Origin of the sequence: Burkholderia sp. WP9 (assembly GCF_900104795.1) — a bacterium.
In the GTDB taxonomy this organism is placed as follows: domain Bacteria; phylum Pseudomonadota; class Gammaproteobacteria; order Burkholderiales; family Burkholderiaceae; genus Paraburkholderia.
In genome coordinates this window covers 33503-53887 of record NZ_FNTG01000002.1, presented here as the reverse complement: position 1 = coordinate 53887, position 20385 = coordinate 33503, and the positions used below count along the sequence as shown (strand labels likewise).

The following is a 20385-nucleotide window of genomic DNA, read 5'->3' as shown; positions in this document are numbered from 1 at the left end:
AATTATCACCCATTTGTATGTCAGGGCTTTTTAGTAATGTCCGGTTCTGGCTCATTAGATGGAATGGTCGCCTCCCGCCTTAACGGTCTGTCCGGCGCCGCGGTCTCGCTTCCAGAACGTGCGACATTGCAGGTCCGGCAGTCCTGCCGTCAAGGAGAATCTGATGGAACCCACGATCATTGCCATCGATCTGGCGACGCGCGTCTTCCAGGTCCATTTCGTTGATTCTGACACCGGCGCAATCCACAACAAGGCTCTCAAACGCGCGCAGCTACTACCGTTCTTTGCCAACCGGCCTGTATCCCGTGTCGTGATGGAAGCCTGTGGCAGCGCTCATCATTGGGCAAGGCAACTGGCTCGGCTTGGCCACGATGTGCGGCTCATTGCAGCGCAGTTCGTGCGGCCATTCGTCAAGTCGAACAAGAACGATGCCGCGGACGCGGCGGCAATCTGGGAAGCTGCGCAGCGTCCGGGCATGCGGTTCGTGGCCGTCAAGACCGAAGATCAGCAGGCGATGCTCGCGCTTCACCGGATGCGGCAGCAACTGGTACGGTTCCGCGTCATGCAGGTCAACCAGATGCGCGGTCTGCTCTACGAGTTCGGCGTGATCCTGCCGTCAGCCCGCTCACAAAGCTCGCCTGCCCGGTCTGCTGCAGCGCGGCTTGCTGCAGCATCAGATCTTCCGCCTGCGGGTCGTAATAGAACAGCGTCGAGGACGGTTGCAGGCTCGGCGGCAGATTTTTTAGCAGGTTTTGCGGCCCCACCGAACCCAGCGCCGAACCGTCCAGCGAGCCGGTAACGTATGATGCCTTGCCAGCCACCGGTGTCGGCAGAGGCACTCCTACCGAGCTTGGCGTCGACAGCTTCAGCCCGGGCAGATTTACCATGCTTAATGAAATAACCTGAGACGGCGCATTCACACGCGGTGTGTAGGTGTTCGCCGTGGTGATGCCGTTGATGAGCTTCTGCCCGGTCAATGAGACGGACGTCCCGATCACGTTACCGACGTTCTGAATCTCCCCGTTCGCCGTAATCGACAGATTCGGGGCCTGGATCGTCGCGGCGATGTTACCCACCGGCGTCGGCGGATCTATCGTTCCCCCGGCGCTCGAATACGCCTTCCCGTACAGCGCCGTGCATTCGGCTACAGAGCCGCAAGCCCAGACGTCGTGACGCTTGTCCGGACTGAAGTCGCCTGTTTCCTGCACCCAGTGCGAGTGCCAGTAGGCGTTCAGTGTCTGGGCCTCGTTCACGACTGGGCCTGCAACGTTGATCGACGCGCTCGTGCCGGCCGCGATCAGGCTACCGATGTTGGTCAGGCTACCTGCGTTGATCTGCAGGTTGTTTCCGGCGCTGATGACCGACGAGTTTCCTGTTTGCTGGTCGACATAGCCTTCGCAGTAGCTTTCCTTGTATCCACCGGCCGTCATGCAGCCACTGTACTGCTCCGTTGTGCCGTAATTCTGATGAACGGGTACGGGCGGTGGCAGACTATTTGTAATTGCACCCGATACATTGAGCGTGATGTCGTTGCCCGCGACGATGTTGCCTGAAGTGTTATTCAGGCTGCCGGCCGGAGTAGTCGAACCCGCTGTGGTGCCTACCCCACCAATGACGATGTTGTGGCCTGCAAGGAGACTGCCATACGTGTTGTTGATCTGCCCAGCGGCAATGACAAGGTCATTGCCTGCGAACACTGTGGCACTCTGCTGTGCATATGAGAACGTGGTTGTGTTGGGATTGCCACCCTGCATGGCATTGCTGGGCTGCGTCGTCGTGACCGAATTGTATTGCCCCTGGTTGCTAAACGATTGTGCCCCGCTGGCGTTGAAATTGTTGCCGGCGTAGAGCAATCCACCGTTAACGAGATTTCCACCCGACAAGGTCATGTTCCGGCCGGCTACGATCTGCCCTTGCGATCCAAACGTCGTGGTCGTGCTGGTCGAGCTCGGAGGCACGTTAGCGCCCGGATTGAACGAGACCGTCGACTCCGGCACCACCGGTCCAGAAATGCCGACACTCACCGTCCCATAAATTCCTACGAGACCCAGCGCATTCATCTGCGCCATGAACGCATCGAGCTGGGCCTTGTCGACCGTATCTACAATCGTCGCGGTGGCATTGCTTACCGGTGCGTTGTTGAGCGACTGCAGGTTCAAATTGACGTCGAGTCCTGCGGAGATCGTGCTGCCGGCATTCGACAGCGTGCCTGCCGTGATATTCACGCTGCCGCCAGCGGCGATCACGCCAGGTGACACCGAGCCGGGCGCCGTAGTAGTCCGGTCGATCCCCGGCAGGGCAATGTACTGATGTTGTCCGGATTCAGAGTTGCCAACTTCCAGATACTGACAGGCACTAGCGTCACCGTAGCACGTGCTTCCACCGCTTCGAACGTCGACGTATCCACCACTCAGGTTCGGCAGCAGTGTAGAGATCGTCGCCGTCGACGAAGACTGGCTCAGATAGCAATCACCCTGGCTATTGTGACAAGTCCAGCCAGTAAGCATCCCGACGACGATCTGATTCACGAGGTCCGGGTTTGCCGAGGCGCCAACCAGTTGTGTTGATGTCTGTGTCGCGCCCTGCAGGGCGTCATTGATCACCGCGCCCGCGTTCATGCTGATATTGCCGCCGGCGGAAATCGTCCCGACCGTGTTGTAAACAGTCGCGCCTGTATTCAGTGAGAGATTGCCGTTCGCATGGGTCGTGCCGTACTGATTGTCATAGTTGCCACCGCCAGTGAAATTCAAATCTCCCAAGCTTTCAAGCGTGCCGCGATTCGTCACGCTTCCGGTCAGATTGAGGTTATTGCCGGCGTGCGCCACGGCACCAGCGCCATTAGACAGGTTGCCGTTAAGTCCCAGGTCGCCGCCGCTGATAAGCTGTCCGCTGTTGTTAATCGTGCCGTTGCTCGAAATACTCAACGAGCCGGTCGAATTCATCACGGCCGAGTTCGAGAAGCTCTGAAGCGCATTGATACTTACGTTCCCAGCAGTGAGGTTCCAGTTGCTCGAAATCGCCATTGAACCGACAGTCAGCGAAAGCGTGTTCCCAGCGCTGATAGTGCCCTGCATCGACCCGTCGAACGACATATTGGCTGCAGACACCGAGGCGTTCTGTATTGCGAGCACCTGGCCACCCGCGTTGTAGAACGCTCCGTCGCCGCCATTAACGGTCAGCGACAGATTGCCGGCTGCGGGCCCACTCGTAGTCCCGGCATTGCCCGAAAATATGAGGCCGTTCTGATTATTCAACGAGTCCGTATTGACGCTTAGCGCATTGACCCCCATCAGCGCACCGCCCACGTCGCTCAGTCCGGCCGCCACATTGATGTTAGTCGTCGCACCATTTACCAGACCTGCGTTCGTGAAGTTCGACGCGTTGATAGTCGTCGTGCTGGTTGACGCGAGCTTTCCGCCCGACGCGTTCGTCACGTTCGGCGCCGACACGAACAGGTTGCCGCCCGCCAACACATTACTGGCGTTATAAAACCCATTCCCGGAGGTCAGCGTAGCGGTCCCAACCGCATCCACCGCCGATCCCACCAACGATAGCTGATTCGAAGCCGATGCCGTCAACTCTCCACCGACAATCGCCGTCCCCAGCGTCACATTTGTACCGCTGAACTGCATGTTCCCCGTCGATACCATCGACGCCTGACTCGCGTCGAGCGTTCCTTGCGCGGTCACCGAGACGTTCTTCGAGCCACCTTGCGAGCCAGTCAACGTGACATTGCCGCCGCTCAACGTGAACTGCCCCGCCACCGTGCTCGTGCCGCCCAGCGTGAGCATCTGCCCGGCGCTCATCGTCGCATCGCCGTTCGACGATACGCCGGCCACGGTCACGTTGCCCTGCGTCCCCGTGATATTCACCGTGCCCATCGACGACACCGCGCCGGCCACCGTCGCGTTGCGCGCGGCCTGGATCGTCACGTTGCCGCCGGATTGCAGTTCACCACCAAAACTCACACTGCCACTCGTGGACCTGGCCGTGACATTACCCACCGCCGTCGTCGCGCCAAACGACATATCGCCGACTGAAGTCGCCGTAAACAGTCCCGCACCCTGAATCCCGCCGAGCGTGATGCCGTTGCCCGCGCCGATCGTGATGTCCTTGCCGAACGTCAGCGAGCCGCCACCGTTCACCGAACCGCCCGCGTTGATCGTCGCGAGACCGAGGCCGAGGAACGAGCCCGCCAACGTCGTGGTGCCACCCGAGTTCAGCGTCGTGTCGCCGTTAACGAGTTCACCATCGAGCACCAGCGCGCCACCGGACGTGGTCTTCAAATTTCCCTGACTCGTCACCGTACCGCCGACGCCAAGATTGCCGCCCGTCGCAGTCAGCGTCACATCGGAATTCGCACCGACAGTACCGCTTGCCGTCAGGTTACGGCCCGCCGTCACAGTGAGCTTGCCGGTCGCCGAAGCATCACCGGCAATCGTCGCATCGCGCGCTGCTGTCACATTGACCGCCGCACCGGACGCAAGCGCGCCACTCACTTTCACGTCGCCTGCGCCGTTGTGTCCTTGTGCCTGCAGCGAGATTGCGCCGCCGGCTTGCGCGGAACCCATCGAGAGATCATTGCCCACCGTCGCGTTCAACGCGCCATTGGTTGCGACACCACCGGTCACGCCGATGCTGCCGCCCGCGTTCAACGTCGCCTGCTGGCCGAATGCAACGGACGCCGCGCTGATCGAACCGCCAGCCGTCAACGTGCCCGTGTTCTGTGCACCGATGCCGCCAGTCAGCGTCATGCCGCTGCCCGACGTCAGTTGCGCGTTGCCGCCCACCGTCGTCGCGCCGGAGAACGTGAGTGCCTGCCCCACGTTCGCATTCAGATTGCCTTGCGTCGTGACATTCGCCGCACTCGCGTTGCCGCTGGTCGCAGTGAGCGTCAGATCGCCTGCCGAGTTAACGTCGGCGAGCGTGATATTGCGCGCGGCATCGATCGTCGTCGTGCCGCCTGCGTTGATCGCACCGCCCACGCCGACATCGCGTGCCGCCTGCAGCACCAGCGTGCCGAGCGCCGTAGCCGTGCCGCCGAGCGTTACGTCACCGCCGCCAGCGTTACCATTCGCGGTCACAGCAAGATTGCTTGATCGAGATACCCGGGCCTTCGTAGATGCCACGGCCGCCGGCGGCCTTGCCGATCGCGTGGATCGCCTGTTCGTACGACGCGTAGTATCGCTGCGCGTCGGCTTCGGTGGTGGCCGCTTCGCCGAGCATGTCGTACGAGTAGCGGAAGCCGCGTGCTTCGTATTTGCGGCTGTTGGCGAGCGCCTCGGAGATGTTCTCGCCCGTGACGAACTGCTCGCCCATCAGGCGCATCGCCATGTCCACGCCCTTGCGGATCAGCGGTTCGCCGCCCTTGCCGATCAGACGCGTGAGCGCCGACGAGAGGCTCGTCTCGCTATTGGTCGTCACCAGCTTGCCGGTGATCATCAAGCCCCAGGTGGCGGCGTTGACGAACATCGACGGCGCCTGGCCCATGTGCGATTTCCAGTCGCCCTTGCTGATCTTGTCGCGGATCAGCGCGTCGCGCGTGGCGCGATCGGGAATGCGCAGCAGCGCTTCAGCGAGACACATCAGCGCCACGCCTTCCTGGCTCGACAGCGAGAACTCGTGGATCAGACCTTCGACGCCACCGCCCTTACTCTTGCTGCGCAGCGTTTCGACGAGCTTGCCGGCCATGGCCTGCACGTCGCCCGCGAGGTTGGCCGGCAAGCGCGCCTGACCGAGCAGGAACGGCAGGCATTCCGGTTCCGGACGACGGTACGCCGCCGTGATCGCGGCGCGCAGCACCGATTGCGGTTGAACATTCTGGGCCAGCTCCAGAAACGGATGTACAGGCTGACTCACCGATGACTCGGGTGTCGGATCGACTGTCAATGCGTCTGAGCCATTCGTGTCGAGCTTCTCTGGCGGCGGACTTGCTTCCTCGACGCTGTCTAGATACGTGAAGATCGCTTGCTTGATAAGCCAGTGTGGCGTCCGGTCGAGTTGCGCGGCCGCTATCTTCAATCTCGCGCGCAGGCCTTCGTTTACCTTGACGCCTAGGGTAGTGCTTGCCATGTGATCCACGTCGTTTCAAATATTGGAGTTACTGATAAGGGCTGGCACGCCTCCAACGCTTTCCCCTCAACCAGAGCACCGGGCGGAATACTTTTAAAGCTTGCGCGGCAATGCTCGTCCCAAGGAAAGCGGTCAGGTAAAGCGATTCATTGATTGCGTCCGCAGGTTGTGGGGTGCGCACGCAATCGTGGACCTTCTCAAACACGGCGGCCTGATGGGAGGAGACTGGCGCCTACGGTCAGTTCGTTTGGCGTGTTCCGTCTACCCACGGCGGTACAGCAATTACGTACCATCTGCAACGCAGCTAAAACTGTCCGCCTTCGATACGTCTCCGCTGCCTTTGTATTTTGGATATGCTCCTTGAACACACAAGGGTCTGGTCATCTGTACTGATCCATCGCTCCCGAGACGCGTCGCAACTAGCCCATTGGGTTGCTGCCCCTGCTCGACCCAACTCCGCATAGCCGAAAGAGCACCAATGGAATTCGCCCCCTTTAGCGTTGAATACTGATACCCGCAGTGACCGACACCGGGCAGTATGTACATCTGGGTATTGCTAGCGGAGGCGCCTGCGGCCGCTACGACAGTTTTCTGGAAATTGATGTTGTCTTCGATAGACAGCGCGCCGTCGTCCCCCCCCTGAAAAACAAGCAGTTTTTTACCCTTCTTCAGAAAAGCTGCTACCGCAGATGGGTCGACATCAACGGAGTATGGCTGGTTGGCCGCAACAATCTGGCCATAGCCAACGTCGGTATTGAAGCTGGCTGGATTGTAGTTTGGACTGTTGAGAATGGGATACGACATCCACTGAACACCCAGATACTCCATTGCGGAAAAAAGTGATAATGTCCCGTAAAAGCTGGCCTGAGAGCCCCAACCAAATTTGTTATACACGACCGCACCGTCTGCCAACGTCAGATCTGACGTCACACTTTGAACGGTTTTGATCTCATCCGGCGAGAGGAAGGTGAGTTTCGTTGCATCGAATTTGCACGCACCCGGGTTACTGACAATTCCATCCACGATTCCATCCAAGGCGTCGCACTGTGCAACATATGCGTCGTAGACCGCCTGCCATTTGTCATTGGTAAGCGGCACCAGAGCTCCGTAGCTCGCGACCTTGGTAATCCACCCATTCAGGTGAGGCACAGGTGCCTGCGCGACGATTCCATCGTAGTTATCCGGATAATGCGATGCCGCCATCATCGCTTCCGTTCCCCCCTTCGAACACCCATCGAAATAGCTCTTTTCGAGCGGCTTACCATAGAATTGTGAAATAGCGGCTTTACCAAAATCGAACGTTGTTCCAATTGAGCGGTACGAATAATCCAGCATCCCTTCGGGGTTGTTCGCAAGCGCAGCGCCTGAATTTGCGGGATCTGGCATGTCATGCCCGCCGTTTGAGGCAATGAAGGCCAAGCCGTCGTTTAGGGGTTTGCCACTGTCCCAAGACAGCGATGTTGGCACAGGGCCGTCCAATCCGCCGCCGCCACTTTGCACGACCCCGCCGTTCCAATTGACGGGCAAAAGCGCCACCATCTGGAATGTGGGTCGTCCACTTTCTGCTGCGGTCACTTGGCAGTATTCGGGGGCAGCCGATGTCGCTGGAACGAATGAGGCGCCCTGCACCGTTGCTGGTCCAATGGTCTCTCCTAAAAAAGCGGCGCACTGAGTGGCAGGGTTGACGGCAGCCGACTGCCCTGGAGCGCTTGAAACTCCGCTGCCGTCGCAGGCCGATAGCAGCAATGCGACAGATCCCACAATCGGACCCATAGTCTTCGTACTTTTAAGCGTCTTCAGACAACTCAGCTGTCGTGTGATGATTGAACCCATTTGCTCCTCCGTTCTATCTCAGGAACTGCGTTTATGTTTCCTCGAGCAAGCGAGAGTTACGCTGCGCCTGCCGTATGGAATGCGGTTCATCGCATTCGATACGGTGTCCCAAGTAAATGTCTCAACTTGCTTTCCTATTTGCGCCTGAGCGCAATTCGTGCGATCTAGACGCTTTCCAACCCAGACGGGTCCACAGACGCTGCGGTATCCTGTTCCCTCGTTTTCTCCAGCAGAAACAGCGGTGCGCAAATGCCCGATACCAGATGGATCAATTGCTCGTCTACATGATCGTATGCGTGCCTGTGGTGCAGGAGATTCAGCGATCCGATCACGTTGCCAGCGCACCAGATGGGGACGTTGAGCACCGAGTGCAAACCGCGCTCGATCAGCAACTCGGCCTCGGAAAACACGCAGCGAATGTCGGCCTCGTCGCTGCCGATGTAAGGCAGTCCCTGGTCCAGCACGCGAGCCGACCAGGGCCCCTTGCCGGTAGTCTTATAGCCTCCCGGTGCACTGATGGTGTCGTCGGTCGAGAAGATGCGCCGCATCAGGCGCTGCTCCTTCAGGTACACCAGTCCTGTCAGCAGCCCGTAGCCATACACTGATCTGGCCAGGTGCGAGATGCCTGACCACTGGGTCGCGGCATCCTTGGCCCTCCCTAGCGCATGTGCGGCCTGTGACAGATGCGTCAGTGTCTGCTCTCGTGTCATTCGGTAATACCCTCCAAAATGGCGCCTTGCGTGTTTTTGCCGAACAGCAGAATGCCCAAACCGCCGACGATGAGCACCGCGGTAATCAGCACGAACACACCGGCGAAGCCAAGTAACGGGTAAGCCGCGCCGACGATGGTGGGCGACGCGATTGAGCCAATCCGTGCGAGCGCCGAAGCCGTGCCCATGCCGGTGGCGCGGATGTGAGTGGGGTAGACCTCGGCCGTGTAGGTGTATTGACCGGCGACGACGCCGTTCATGCCGAAGGACAGCACCAGGCTGTAAAGGATGATCTGCGTGTCGCCGACAGCAAAGGCCAGTCCCAGAGCGGCCAGGCACGACACCAGCATGTAGGCCAGAATTGTATATTTGCGGCCGATCCTGTCATTCAGATACGCGGCGGAATAGTAACCGGGAACCTGCGCGAGATAGATCAGGATCGTGAATGAGAAACTCTTGGTAATGGTGAAACCCTTGCTCACCAGCAAGCTGGGAATCCACACCAGGAAAGCGTAGTAACAGAAAATGACCGCGATCCAGAAGACCCAGACTACGATGGTCGTCGTCAGGTACTGCGGCTTGAACAGTACAGCCAGCCGGCCGAAGAAACTGCTCCGCTCAATGGCACCTGCCGTCGCCGTATCGTGCGGCAACCGTTGCACTGCTGGCAGGGGTTGGCCGGTGGCGAGTGTCACTTGCGCCTCGATCGCATCGCATGCGCGTGCCGCTTCATCGTGTCGGCCCACCTGTTCGAGCCAGCGCGGAGATTCGAACAGCGCGCGACGCATCCACAGCAGTAACACCACCGGCAGCGCCGCGAGGATCATCAGATAGCGCCAGCCATCGGGGCCCGTCGGCACAACCAGATAGCCCAGCAGCGCGGACAACACGAAGCCGAAAGAGAAGAACCCGGCGAGCGCCCCGGTGAAGCGGCCGCGATATCGGCTGCTGACAAACTCGGCCAGATACGGTGCGATGATCGCGCCCTCTGCCCCCATGCCCACACCGGCGATCATCCGCAGAATGTAGAACTCGTGGAAGTTCGTCGCAAACGCGTTGGCGAAAGTGGCGACGCAAAACAACAGCAGCGCCCACATCATCACGACCTTACGGCCGAAGCGGTCGCCGACCAGCCCCGACAGCAGTGCGCCCGCCATGAAGCCAACATACGTACTGCTGGCGATCCAGCCTGTCTGGGCGCCGGTCAATCCCCACTTCACGCGCAGGGACGGCAGGATGAAGGCAATGATGCCGGCATCCAATGCTTCAAAGGCCAGCCCCAGGCCGCCGATGATGAGAAGCTTGAAGTGAAAGCGACTGAACGGCAGCCGTTCCAGGCGTTCCGATACGGTGTACATAGACGTTTCCGAGGGACGATCGATTAGCGGGCGGTTAAAGGATATTTTTGTGGATCACGCCGTCTTGCATGACCAGCTTGATAGATGTATCAGGCTGGGTCAGCAACCCGATGTCGTCGAGGGGATTGCCGTCGATCAGCAGCAGGTCGGCATAGGCTTGCTCAACGATCTCGCCCAGCAAGCCGGTGTGATTCAGGATTTCGGCACCGATCAGCGTGGCCTGTTGAATTGTTTTGGCATTGCCGAGCACCTTTGCGCGAAGCAGCAGTTCTTCTGACTGCATGTGGTGCGTTTCGCCCAGCAGATCGGAGCCAAAACCAATCTTGACGCCCGCACGGTCAAGCACCTTCAGCGCCTCCAGGCCATTGGTGCGCACATCCGCGATTTTGCGAACCGATTCGGGCGGCAGGCCATATCTGGCGCCGTCGTTGGCCAGACCTTCGTACGTAATAAGCGTGGGTACCATGAAGGCGCCTTTTTCCTTCATTAACCGGGCGGCGGGTTCGTCCACCAGGTTTCCGTGCTCGATGGTCCGCACGCCGCAGTGGATCGCGCGAGTGATCGCCTTGGGCGTATAAGCGTGGGCCATCACATAAGTGTTGGCGTTGCTGGCTTCTTCTACGATGGCGCGCAACTCGGCTTCGGAGAAACCCATGTTGATGATCGGATCGTTCGGCGAGGCCACGCCACCCGACGCCATGACCTTGATCTGCGTCGCGCCCTTCAGGATTTCCTCACGTACTGCAAGACGGCAGGCATCGACGCCATCGACCACGCGAGCGATGTTGCCGATCTTGTAGGCGCACGCGCAGGGGTCCTCGATAATGTCATTGCGGCCGCGGAAGTCGCCGTGACCGCCGGTCTGGGACAATGCCTTGCCGGCACAGAACAGGCGCGGCCCGGTCACTTGCCGAGTTTTGACTGCCTCGGCCAGCGCCCAGTCGGCGCCGCCGGCGTCGCGCACCGAAGTAAAGCCGCGATCCAGCATGCCCTTCATGATCGGCAGGGCGCGCAGTAGCGCCAGCGCGTTAGGCATGCGGGCAACCACACCCAGATTGAAGGACGACGCCATCACATGCACGTGACAGTCGATCAGGCCCGGCATCAGAGTCATGCCCCGGGCGTCGATTTCCAATGCGTCATCGCAAGTCAGATCGGCGCTGCCGATTTTCTCGATAGCGCCGTTGCGGATCAGCACGCCATGAGTAAAATGCAATTCAAGCTTTCGCGTATCAAGAATGTGGGCGTTTCGAATAAGGGTGGGTCGCATTATGTTTCTGAGCCGCAGGACGCGAACTTTGCTGTCTTCATGTCGCTGACTGTAACGAAGACAAAAATGTCACCTTTCGGCGTAATGGCGCCGGGCATTTTCGCCGTAATGACGCCACTGGAAACGGGCAATTCGAGGGCTCGAACGGGGATCAAGGTTGCTTGATTTTGCCTCCTTTTGCAAGCTCGGTTCTGAGTGTTTCGACGCCCGGTTTGAGTCCGCGATAGCTCTCGCCGTCGAGGACGATTTTGTGAGCGCCATGACGCAAGCGGTCGAGGGTTGCAGCGCCGATCATCTTGTTACCTGGGAATGCTTCCCCCCATTCTGGGAAGTCCAAATTCGACGTTAAAATCGTTGCTGCGCGCTCATAACGCTCGGCGATCAGGTCGTGGAAGTCTTCATCGTCTGGCGAACGCAGTGGCTTAAGACCAAAGTCGTCAATGATCAGAAGTGGAAGCTTGGCGAGATACTGGAAACGACGGTCGTAAGTGCCCACGGCTGCCGCGCTGCGCAGGCTTGCTAATAATTGGCTTTGTGTTGAGAACAGCACATCGTGTCCTTGCCGAGCTGCAGCGTGTCCGAGGGCTTGCGCAAGATGGCTTTTCCCCGTTCCGCAAGGCCCGGCAATCAGGACCGCCACCTTCTCGTCAATAAATCGGCACGTGGCGAGATCATGGATAGCGGATCGATTCAGCCCTGGTAGCCGGTCGAAGTCGAATCCTTCGAGCGTCTTCTGGCTACGGAAGTTGGCGCGTCGCATGCGCAGGCTGAGCTTCTTGTTATCGCGCCGGGCTACTTCGTCGTGAATGAGCAGCGAAAGGAATTCGGTGAAGGCAAGCTTGCGATCGATGGCCTCGCGGTTTCGCGCTTCCAGCGAATCGAGGATGCCGGACAAGCGCAACTGCTTAAGCAGTGGAGTCAATTCAGGAATGGGATGCATGGCCGGCCTTATTGGAGAATGGTTTGTGTGTTGCGGCAGAAACGGCCGCCTTCGGTGTAGGTGCTCGCCAGCGCATCAAAGGCGTTTAACAGCGTCAGCTGATCCAATCCCTTTTGCAGAATGGTTTTAACGGCCGTGTAGTGCGGCGTGCCGTAGTGGTTGGCGCGCGAGCAGGCAGCTTCAAGGCGGACTGCTCCGTATTTCTGTTTGAGCCGCAAAACGCCTTGCACCGAGCGCATCTTGATTAAGACTTTGTCGCCGAAGAGCGCCTGAACCAGGGCATAGCAGGCAGGCCCGATCTGCTCAGCAGCTGCCAAACACCACTGGGTGTCCTGCAGTTGCCACGCCTGGGCAGCGGATGGCAGATGATCGTCTACCGTGCGACGGCCGCCTGCGCGAGTAAGGCGGGCGTGGGCTGCGACCGATTCCTGCCCGCGATACAGCGTCACCATGGTGTCGGTCGCCTTGAGCCACAGTTCCTGGCCGACCAGCCTATACGGGACCGAGTAAAAACTCTGCTCGAACTGGACATGAGCGTCGCGGTGCACCTTGGCCTTCGCCCACACGGCAAGCTCCGGCAGCACGTCCGGCAAGCTGATCAGCAGGCTTCGTTCAACTTCCGCGAAGCGCTTGAGCGGCATGTCGCGAGTCGTACCGTGAATGCGGTTGCCGGCTTCGTTCATCACCCACGCGTGTACCTGGCGATTGGCGTCAGCCACGCCACGAAACTCGCGTAAGGGCAAGAAGCCTCGCTTCACAAATTTGACGCCCGATTCCACGATTCCCTTTTTTTGCGGATCCCTTGGCGGACAAGCATCAATCTTGAAACCGTATCCTTCTGCGCACTCGCCGTACGCGCGTTGCACCTCGGGCTCGTAATAGCACGCGCGCGTGATCGCACACTTGCAATTGTCGATGATGACCCGAGCCGGCACACCACCAAATGCCTCGAACGCGCGCCGGTGACATCCCAGCCAGGTTGCTACCGTCTGGTCTCGGACAAACTCAACATATTGGTGGCGCGACCAGGCCAGGGTCATGACGAAGAACCATGTCTTGTGGATCTCGCCGGTGAGCGCGTCGGTCATCATCGGACCAGCGCCGAAATCAACCTGGGCCGCTTCGGCCGGCTTGAATTCCAGGCGCAGCGGCACGTCGGGCGTGTGCGATGCATCTATATGCAGAAGGAAACGATAGACCGACGAATAGCTGCCGCCGTATCCGTGGTTGCGAACGAGCGTGGAGTGGATCGTCGTGCATTGAACTCCGGTTGCCCGCCACTTGGCGATCTGCTCCCGCCACGGTTCCAACGTTGAGACGCAGCTCGATGGTAGCGGCGCCTCTTTGCGATCCAGGAAAGCGGCCATTACGTGTTCGTCGGGCAAAACCGCTTCACGCGCCAACCATCCGTTCCTGGCGGCAATCTCCCGCACCTGCGCAATCTTCTTGCGCCCCATGGTCTTCGATCGTGCGATATCCCGGTCAGAGTCGCCTCGGCGCATGCGCACCAGGATCTGTCGGTATTGGTACATCTCGAACCTTAGGTGAAGCTTCACCTAAGGTTCGTTAGGTAAGTCAGAAAATTAGGTTCGGTTGAATATGAGGCAGCGGATTGGGGAGGCCCTTCCCGGGGTTGTGAGGCTATCGTCTGGCCCGGGAAGGGAACTTGGGAGCGAGGTCACTCGCTCGAATGCTTCACCTAATAAACTCAAAGGCTTTCCAGAAATTTGAGCAGTGAATCGGGTGGGCGATAAAAAGGCACCTTGACTCTGGGCGCTTTCACCGCCGCAAGTGCTCGGCGCTTCATTGCCTGATCTGCCTCGACATAGCCGTGCGTCGTCAGGGGGCTTTCATGTCCGAGCCAGAGCGCAACCTCGGTGATACCTACACCGGCCTGCAAGAGATGCGTGGCAACCGTGTGCCTCATGGAATGCGGGGTAATATGGCGCTTCAGAAGCGATGGACAGGTCTTCGCTGCTGCCGTCAGTGCCAGCGAAAATCGTTCAGCCACGTTTGCGCGCGTCATTGGTCCGCCATGGCGACTTGGCAGCAGCGGCTGTTCCGGTTGTAAACGCTGGTTACGTATCCAGGTGCGTATCGCTGCCGCAGTTTCACGCCATAGGGGTACGGCACGCTGCTTCCGCCCCTTGCCATGCAGGCGTACCCACGGCGTCGCAGCGAGCGTTACATCGGCTACCCGCATTCCTGTCAGCTCCGACACTCGGGCTCCAGTGTTGTACAGCAGTGCGAGCAATAGACGGTCGCGCTGCCCGAACCACGTATCCGGATCGGGCGCACCCAACAAGGCGTGAACTTCCTCACGTGAGAGAAATCCGAGAAGCGGTCTCTCGAAACGTTTCGTTGGGATCGAGAGAATTTGTTGAGCCAGGTGCAGTGCTTGCGGACATCGCATCGTGACATAGTGGTAGAAGGTCCGTATTGCGGAAAGCCGGGCATTGCGACTGCGAATGCTATTGGATCGTGCAGTTTCGAGGTGGTCCAGAAAGGCAGTGATCAATGTGACGTCGAGCTCGTCGAGAGTTAACTTCTCGGGCGGCTTATGCAACACTTGCTGAGCGTAGGTCAATAGCATACGGAAGGTGTCACGGTATGATTCGACCGTTCTTGCACTCGCATTCTGCTGCTGCATTAGCCGCTCGACGAAGAACCGCTGGAGGAGCGAGGCAAACTCCTGTGGCTGGCTGGTGACAAGGCTCATGTCGATTCTCCTTTGGCATACTGATGAAAGCGCTCTCCAACGATTGCCATCAGTTCCGGCACCGCCGTACAGTACCAGTAAGTGTGGGCAACTGAAGCGTGGCCGAGATAAGTCGAGAGCGCGAGGATTGCGTGGTCAGCATCGATCCCGTGGCGGTCGGCGCGCAACAGACTGTTGGCGACAAAACTATGTCTGAAGTCATAACAGCGATGATGCGCATAATCGCCTCGTGGCAACCACCCGAGTCGACGGCATAGGGTTTCCAACGCGCACTGGAGCGTTGGTACGCCGGCTGCCTTACCTTTGTCGAGCAGAAAAAAACGGTCGCTGCCTGGCTGGCGCACGAGGCGATCACGCTGTTGAGCATACGTGCGTAGTGCCTCTGTGGTGCTCGGATGCAATGGAATCAAGCGGCTTCGATGCCCTTTTGCTTCCTGGACCAACAGCAGTCCCTGATCAAGATCGACGTCATTACGTGTCAGGCGTGTGGCCTCTATCGGGCGTAGTCCACTTGCTGCGAGCAGCCCGATCATGGTCTTGCAGGTCGCAGGACGCAGGCCATCCCGAGGCTGCAGGCCGGCGGTAGCTGCCATCAGCATCGATACTTCCTGTTGAGTGAAAATATGTGGCGTCAATCGGCGATAGGCTCTGCCGAGCAACCTTCCTGGCGGCACCTCGGTCACTGGATCGAAACGCTGCCAGTACCGCGCAAAACCCCGCAGCAGCTCAAGACGCCGAGCCCAAGTAAAGTATTGACTTCGTTTCGTCGATTGAGCCCATGCCACGGCGAGTTCGACGACAAGGTGTGACTGCGGGGGCGTCTGCCGATCAGCGAACCGCCCGAATTGCCGCAGTCTGGGCGCGTCGCCCACGACATTAAATCCAGCGTTGCGCCGATACGCAAGGTAGTCTTCGATGCGCTCGGTCCAAAGTCGGGGCGCATTCATGATCGATGCTCCGGCCATGGTTGCGCTACCTTGCGCAGACGATCAAGATCAACCCTGGTGTAAAGCGTCGTCGTGTTGAGATGTCTGTGCCCCAGTACATCGGCAACTTCTTTTAGCGATGCCCCACCTTGAATGAGGCGGGTTGCTGCCGTGCGTCGCAACACGTGGACGCCATGAAATCGCTCGTCGAGGCCTGCACGTACAAAGGCGCCTCTGATGAGGTGATTGATGGCAACGGCGTCAATCGGCATGTCGTACGGCGCGATTTGCCGGACAAAGACGGCACGATTACTCGTATCGGGCCGTCCGTATTGTAAATAGCGGACAAGTGCGTGGGCCGTTTGTACCGGCAGCGGTAGCTTGCGTTCTCGTCCGCCCTTGTTATGAGTCAGCGTCACCGTTCCATTCTGCCAATCGAATGATTCCAACTGCAGTCGCACGACTTCCATGCGACGTAGCGCCAAATCGGTCAAAAACCGTGCAATTGCGAAATCGCGCATGCCAATCGGTTTGGTCAAATCGAACGCTGCGAAAAAGAGATCCAGTTCCCTCTCGGTCATCGCAATCGGCAGAGGCGCCGGCATTGGTGGCGCCATCTTCGGGATCGCAGCGAAGAGAGCACGAGTGTCATCTCCGTTCAAGCCACGAAAGCGCAGATAACTTGCGAGATCAACGCAGTAGCTACGACGTGTCCCGTGACTCCGGCCTTTGAAACAGCGTGCGGTGAAGTCCTCAATATCCATTGAAGTCAGGTGACCGGCAGACACGGACCCCTGACCCTGACCGAAGACAGAGTCGAGGAAGCGGCGAATCCGCCAAAGGCGGTTACGGCAAGTGGTCTGCGCGTAACCGCAACTATCCACCAGATAATGCCTGTACAGTTCTAGTTCGATGTCGACCGGCGTATGCAACTGAGGTCGTACGGTGCTGCACAACCCTTCCTCCTTGAGAACGGCCAGAAGATGGCGGAGAGCCGCGCGTACCGTGTTGACATGGCGCATACACGGTCGCGGACATCTGCAATGCGGCAAATGAACATCGACAAACTCCGTCACGAGAGCATCATCGATATCGGCAAGGGTCAACCGCTTGTTCTTGTTCAGCCGATGCGTAAAGTGACGCAAGGAGGCCAGATAGTGTTGAATCGTATCGTCCGCATATCGCAGGGCAAGCAAGTGATCAACGTATTTGGAGACGATGGCGTCTACGGGGCTCCCGATAGCTATGCCACAGCGCGATGAGTCCGCCGCCAATTTGCTGACAGTCATGATGTCCTCCATGAACCAACGTATGCATCGGTAGGAGTACACCGAAATTAGGTGCGCTTCAACAAAGGTCGCATCGCGGCTCTCTACGATACAGTCCGCGTACAAGGGCACTCACCGTGTCGCCTCTGAACCTAATTTCCGCCCGTGCCTAACGAACCTCCGATTGGCCACGGCCTCTCCCGGCAAAAGGCCGGGAGTCTAGCCGATCAATGAAGTTCGAACCCTCGCTGCTCGTCATCTGGGTGGCGCCATTACGCCGCAAAACTACTGGCGCCTTTACGCCGAAAACGCCGTGGCTCCATTACGCCGGAAATCCGGTGGCGCCATTACGCCGAAAACGAAATGGCGCCTATATGCCGGAAATTCACAAAAAACGGGGGGCTGCATGTTTGTGCCTCGGATCTCCGCCAAATACTTCTACCCCTATGACCACTACTCATACGAGCCATGCGAAGACGCTGCCCTACCATCTCTGAATTGAATGCCTTCCTGGTGTCGGCGCGGTGTCTGTCTTTCTCGAAGGCGGCCAAAGAGCTGTTTGTGACTCAAAGCGCAATCAGCCGACATATCGCAGAGCTCGAGAATTACCTTGGGCATTCGCTGTTCATCCGGGCGAGAAACGGCCTCGCGCTGACCCAGATTGGTGAGAACTATCTGAGGGAGGCGAAGCCCGCAGTGGAAGCGCTGGAACGCGCCACCACGCAGGTGATGTCGACAGCCAGGCACACCCATCTGCTCAATCTGTCCGTGGCGCCCACCTTCGCAGCGAACTGGCTGCTTTGCAGGCTGGAGACATTCAGAGCACTCAATGCGGACGTTTCGATCAACTTCGTGCGCTATCACACCATCGACAACATGGAAAGCGGCCCGGATCACGACGCGTCGATTCAATACGGCTACGGGGATTGGGCGATTGCGGAGGCCACCTACCTGATCGGCAATGAAACCAGCGTCGTCTGCTCGCCCGGTTACCGGGACCGGGTTGCCATCGAGTCATTCGCGGACCTGAGAACCTGCACGTTGCTGCAACACAATGAAATTCCGTCGGCCTGGGAGGACTGGTTCATCGCATACGCAGGCGAGGACAAGGGAGCACGTATCGGCCCAAGTTTCAATCTCTTCACACTGATCATCCAGGCCGCTGTGTCCGGGCTAGGCGTGGCGCTGGTGCCCTCCTGCCTGCTGGGGGACGTCCTGGCCGGCGGACAGCTGATCGAGCCCTTCACGCAGCGCTTCGAAAGCCCGCTCGGCTACTACCTATGCGCGCCGAACTGGCGCAGCAACATCGAGAGCTATCAGCGCTTTCGTGAGTGGATAAGCCACGAGTGCTGGCACAACGGACAAACCCAGCGTCTGCTTACGGAACAGGAACAATCGGAGATCCAGCAATGCCGCTATTGTCAGTGCGACCAAAAGTGACATCCGCAGGTGCATGGCCTTCGCCTGGTCATATCACTACCGTGTATGCCATCTCGCGAAGCAATGCGTACACGAACTCATATCGCTAGATCAGGAACTTGGACCAAGGTGTGGCGGATTCTTCGCGAATCACGGCCAACCCTCTCTCGATGCTCTGCGCTCGGAGCGAGGCGCGGCATTCCAGCCGGGGACGATTGTTAGAACGATGTTTGCGTCAAGCTATCTGTTGACGCTGGTTACGGCATTGGGAATCGGTCGGTATATACCGACGCAGACATGAGCCTCGGTGAGCCGGCAACCTTCCCCGGAGTTCCGGGTCTGGGTACAGTCTAGAATCGCAGGCACTTCAAGCTACGGTGCAACTCCCTGCGCGCCAGGCGCCCGCCGCACGTGCCTGAGCGCGGATAAACGTATGAAAACGGCAAATCGACACGAAACGCACCATTATTGGAGTACTGATGAGAAGGATAGAAATCGGTCAAGTAGTGGGCTCAAAGGAGGCGGATTAACGGCAAGATAACTCAATGCTATGACCGAGGCCCTGTATCACCGGATGACCGCTGATCCAGTAAATCGGCCACCTGGCCTCCGAAGCGACGCCCCAGGCGAACGTCGCTTTGTGGCCGAACCCGGGCCATGCAAACGTCGCAGGCTCGCTGATCGCAGCAGATATGCGAAAGGCATGCACCGACCCATTCCGGTCGGCCAGCCGCAGAATTCGAACGGCGGCTATTCGAGGATGAGCTGCCGCACATGGCCACAGGCATTCCCCATTCAACCGCCTCGCGCAGGCAGGATTCCCGACGCTGGCCCCTCATCCGCAGACGCGATCCCGGTCATGGAAGCGTTGCATCCAGTAGGGGAAGGGAACTGACGGTTCAGATACTTTATCGAGCCGCGCGCACTGTTCGGAGGTTAGTGCGAGATTCTGTGCATCGAGGTTAGCTGCGAGTTGCTCGCACGAGCGGGCTCCGATAATGACAGAAGTGATCTGCTCGCGCGCAAGCAACCAACCCAATGAGACTTGAGCCGGCGTGGCCGCCAGTTCGTCGGCGACTTCACGCAATACTGCGAGGATCGGCTCCGCCCTGACTGTATCAACCGGCGGAAAGTCGAGCTTCGCACGCCGCCCGGCAGCTTCGCCATTCTGCGAGTACTTGCCGCTCAAGTAGCCACCTGCGAGCGGACTCCAGACCAGAAGGCCCATTCTGTTTGTGGCTGCAACCGGCATGATCTCGAGTTCGATATCGCGGCTCGTCAGCGAATAGTGCACCTGATTGCTCACGACATGAGCCCGATCAGTACGGGACGTTATCCCGACGGCCCGCTCGAGATCGGCTGCACTGAAATTGCACACGCCAATATGGCGGATTTTGCCCTGCGTGACGAGGTCGTCCAGCACACGAAGCGTCTCGTCGAGCGGAAGAAGCGCGTCACGGTCATGCAACTGGAACAGGTCGATGTGATCGCGACCGAGTCTCTTCAGGCTTGTCTCGACCGAGCGCATGATGTGTGAGCGGCCCAATCCCACTTCGTTCTGGCCGGTGCCGGTACGTAGCCGAACCTTCGTCGCGACGAGCATTCGATCTTCGTCCAGCCCCTGCGCTTTCAGCACATGGCCCACGACCTCTTCTGAGCGACCTTGCGAATAGGCGTCCGCCGTGTCTATCAGGTTGACTCCACGTTCCACGGCCATCGCGACGAGCCGGGCGGCCTGATCGCTATTCAAGCCGGCAATATTGCCCCAGATGCCCGAGCCAGCACCGAACGTCATTGCGCCCAGGCTCAGCCGTGAGACGCGTAGCCCGGTTCTGCCAAGTGTGCTGTATTCCATCGTGTATTCCTTGTT

Annotated in this window: 13 protein-coding genes and 3 pseudogenes; 3 read left to right on the top strand and 13 right to left on the bottom strand. The window is 58.9% G+C overall.

Going from position 1 to position 20385, the window contains the following annotated elements; all coding sequences use genetic code 11:
• Nucleotides 1–163: 163 nt before the first annotated feature.
• A pseudogene (locus BLW71_RS21545) lies at nt 164–631 on the top strand (IS110 family RNA-guided transposase); the annotation flags it as partial.
• Here the strand turns inward: BLW71_RS21545 and BLW71_RS42330 are convergent.
• Nucleotides 570–4499 carry a beta strand repeat-containing protein gene (locus BLW71_RS42330; RefSeq protein WP_353615892.1) on the bottom strand — a complete coding sequence of 1310 codons (3930 nt, stop codon included), beginning with the start codon at nt 4497–4499 and terminating at the stop codon, nt 570–572. The pseudogene BLW71_RS21545 and the gene BLW71_RS42330 sit on opposite strands and share 62 nt — an antisense overlap.
• Before the next feature lie 57 nt (nt 4500–4556).
• Here BLW71_RS42330 and BLW71_RS42790 point away from each other — a divergent pair, with 57 nt between their 5' ends.
• Complete coding sequence (locus BLW71_RS42790) at nt 4557–5099, top strand: hypothetical protein (RefSeq protein ID WP_143048385.1); 543 nt, start codon at nt 4557–4559, stop codon at nt 5097–5099.
• On the opposite strand, the pseudogene BLW71_RS21535 reads toward BLW71_RS42790, so the two are convergent.
• The 11 genes and pseudogenes from BLW71_RS21535 to BLW71_RS21490 all read right to left on the bottom strand — a co-directional run.
• Nucleotides 5089–5847, bottom strand: a pseudogene (locus tag BLW71_RS21535) (proline dehydrogenase family protein); the annotation flags it as partial. The gene BLW71_RS42790 and the pseudogene BLW71_RS21535 overlap by 11 nt on opposite strands.
• Before the next feature lie 95 nt (nt 5848–5942).
• Nucleotides 5943–6072 (bottom strand): annotated as a pseudogene (locus tag BLW71_RS42955) (hypothetical protein); the annotation flags it as partial.
• Nucleotides 6073–6354: 282 nt separating this feature from the next.
• Nucleotides 6355–7905, bottom strand: a complete 1551-nt coding sequence (locus BLW71_RS21530) for a tannase/feruloyl esterase family alpha/beta hydrolase (protein WP_091801220.1) — start codon at nt 7903–7905, stop codon at nt 6355–6357.
• Between the two features lie 164 nt (nt 7906–8069).
• A complete protein-coding gene (locus BLW71_RS21525) occupies nt 8070–8615 on the bottom strand; it encodes a GAF domain-containing protein (protein ID WP_091801217.1) in 546 nt (181 codons plus the stop codon).
• Complete coding sequence (locus tag BLW71_RS21520) at nt 8612–9973, bottom strand: MFS transporter (protein ID WP_091801214.1); 1362 nt, start codon at nt 9971–9973, stop codon at nt 8612–8614. The genes BLW71_RS21525 and BLW71_RS21520 overlap by 4 nt, the downstream gene beginning before the upstream one ends.
• A 34-nt stretch (nt 9974–10007) precedes the next feature.
• Nucleotides 10008–11243, bottom strand: a complete 1236-nt coding sequence (locus BLW71_RS21515; protein ID WP_091801211.1) for a metal-dependent hydrolase family protein — start codon at nt 11241–11243, stop codon at nt 10008–10010.
• Between the two features lie 151 nt (nt 11244–11394).
• Complete coding sequence (gene istB, locus BLW71_RS21510) at nt 11395–12183, bottom strand: IS21-like element helper ATPase IstB (RefSeq protein WP_091794129.1); 789 nt, start codon at nt 12181–12183, stop codon at nt 11395–11397.
• Nucleotides 12184–12191: 8 nt separating this feature from the next.
• A complete protein-coding gene (gene istA, locus BLW71_RS21505) occupies nt 12192–13715 on the bottom strand; it encodes an IS21 family transposase (protein ID WP_091794127.1) in 1524 nt (507 codons plus the stop codon).
• 176 nt (nt 13716–13891) lie between these two features.
• Nucleotides 13892–14902, bottom strand: coding sequence for a tyrosine-type recombinase/integrase (locus tag BLW71_RS21500; RefSeq protein WP_091794125.1), 1011 nt, complete (start codon nt 14900–14902; stop codon nt 13892–13894).
• Nucleotides 14899–15849: a tyrosine-type recombinase/integrase gene (locus tag BLW71_RS21495; protein ID WP_091794123.1), complete on the bottom strand. Its 951-nt coding sequence runs from the start codon at nt 15847–15849 to the stop codon at nt 14899–14901. Before BLW71_RS21495 ends, BLW71_RS21500 begins: the two co-directional genes overlap by 4 nt.
• On the bottom strand, nt 15846–17117 hold the full coding sequence (locus BLW71_RS21490; RefSeq protein WP_177204981.1) for a tyrosine-type recombinase/integrase: 1272 nt from the start codon (nt 17115–17117) through the stop codon (nt 15846–15848). Before BLW71_RS21490 ends, BLW71_RS21495 begins: the two co-directional genes overlap by 4 nt.
• A gap of 477 nt (nt 17118–17594) precedes the next feature.
• Between BLW71_RS21490 and BLW71_RS21485 the strand changes: the two genes are divergently transcribed.
• Entirely contained in the window at nt 17595–18536 is a 942-nt protein-coding gene (locus BLW71_RS21485) for a LysR substrate-binding domain-containing protein (RefSeq protein WP_091801208.1), read from the top strand.
• 814 nt (nt 18537–19350) lie between these two features.
• Here the strand turns inward: BLW71_RS21485 and BLW71_RS21480 are convergent.
• Nucleotides 19351–20370, bottom strand: coding sequence for an aldo/keto reductase (locus BLW71_RS21480; protein WP_091801205.1), 1020 nt, complete (start codon nt 20368–20370; stop codon nt 19351–19353).
• Nucleotides 20371–20385 lie beyond the last annotated feature (15 nt).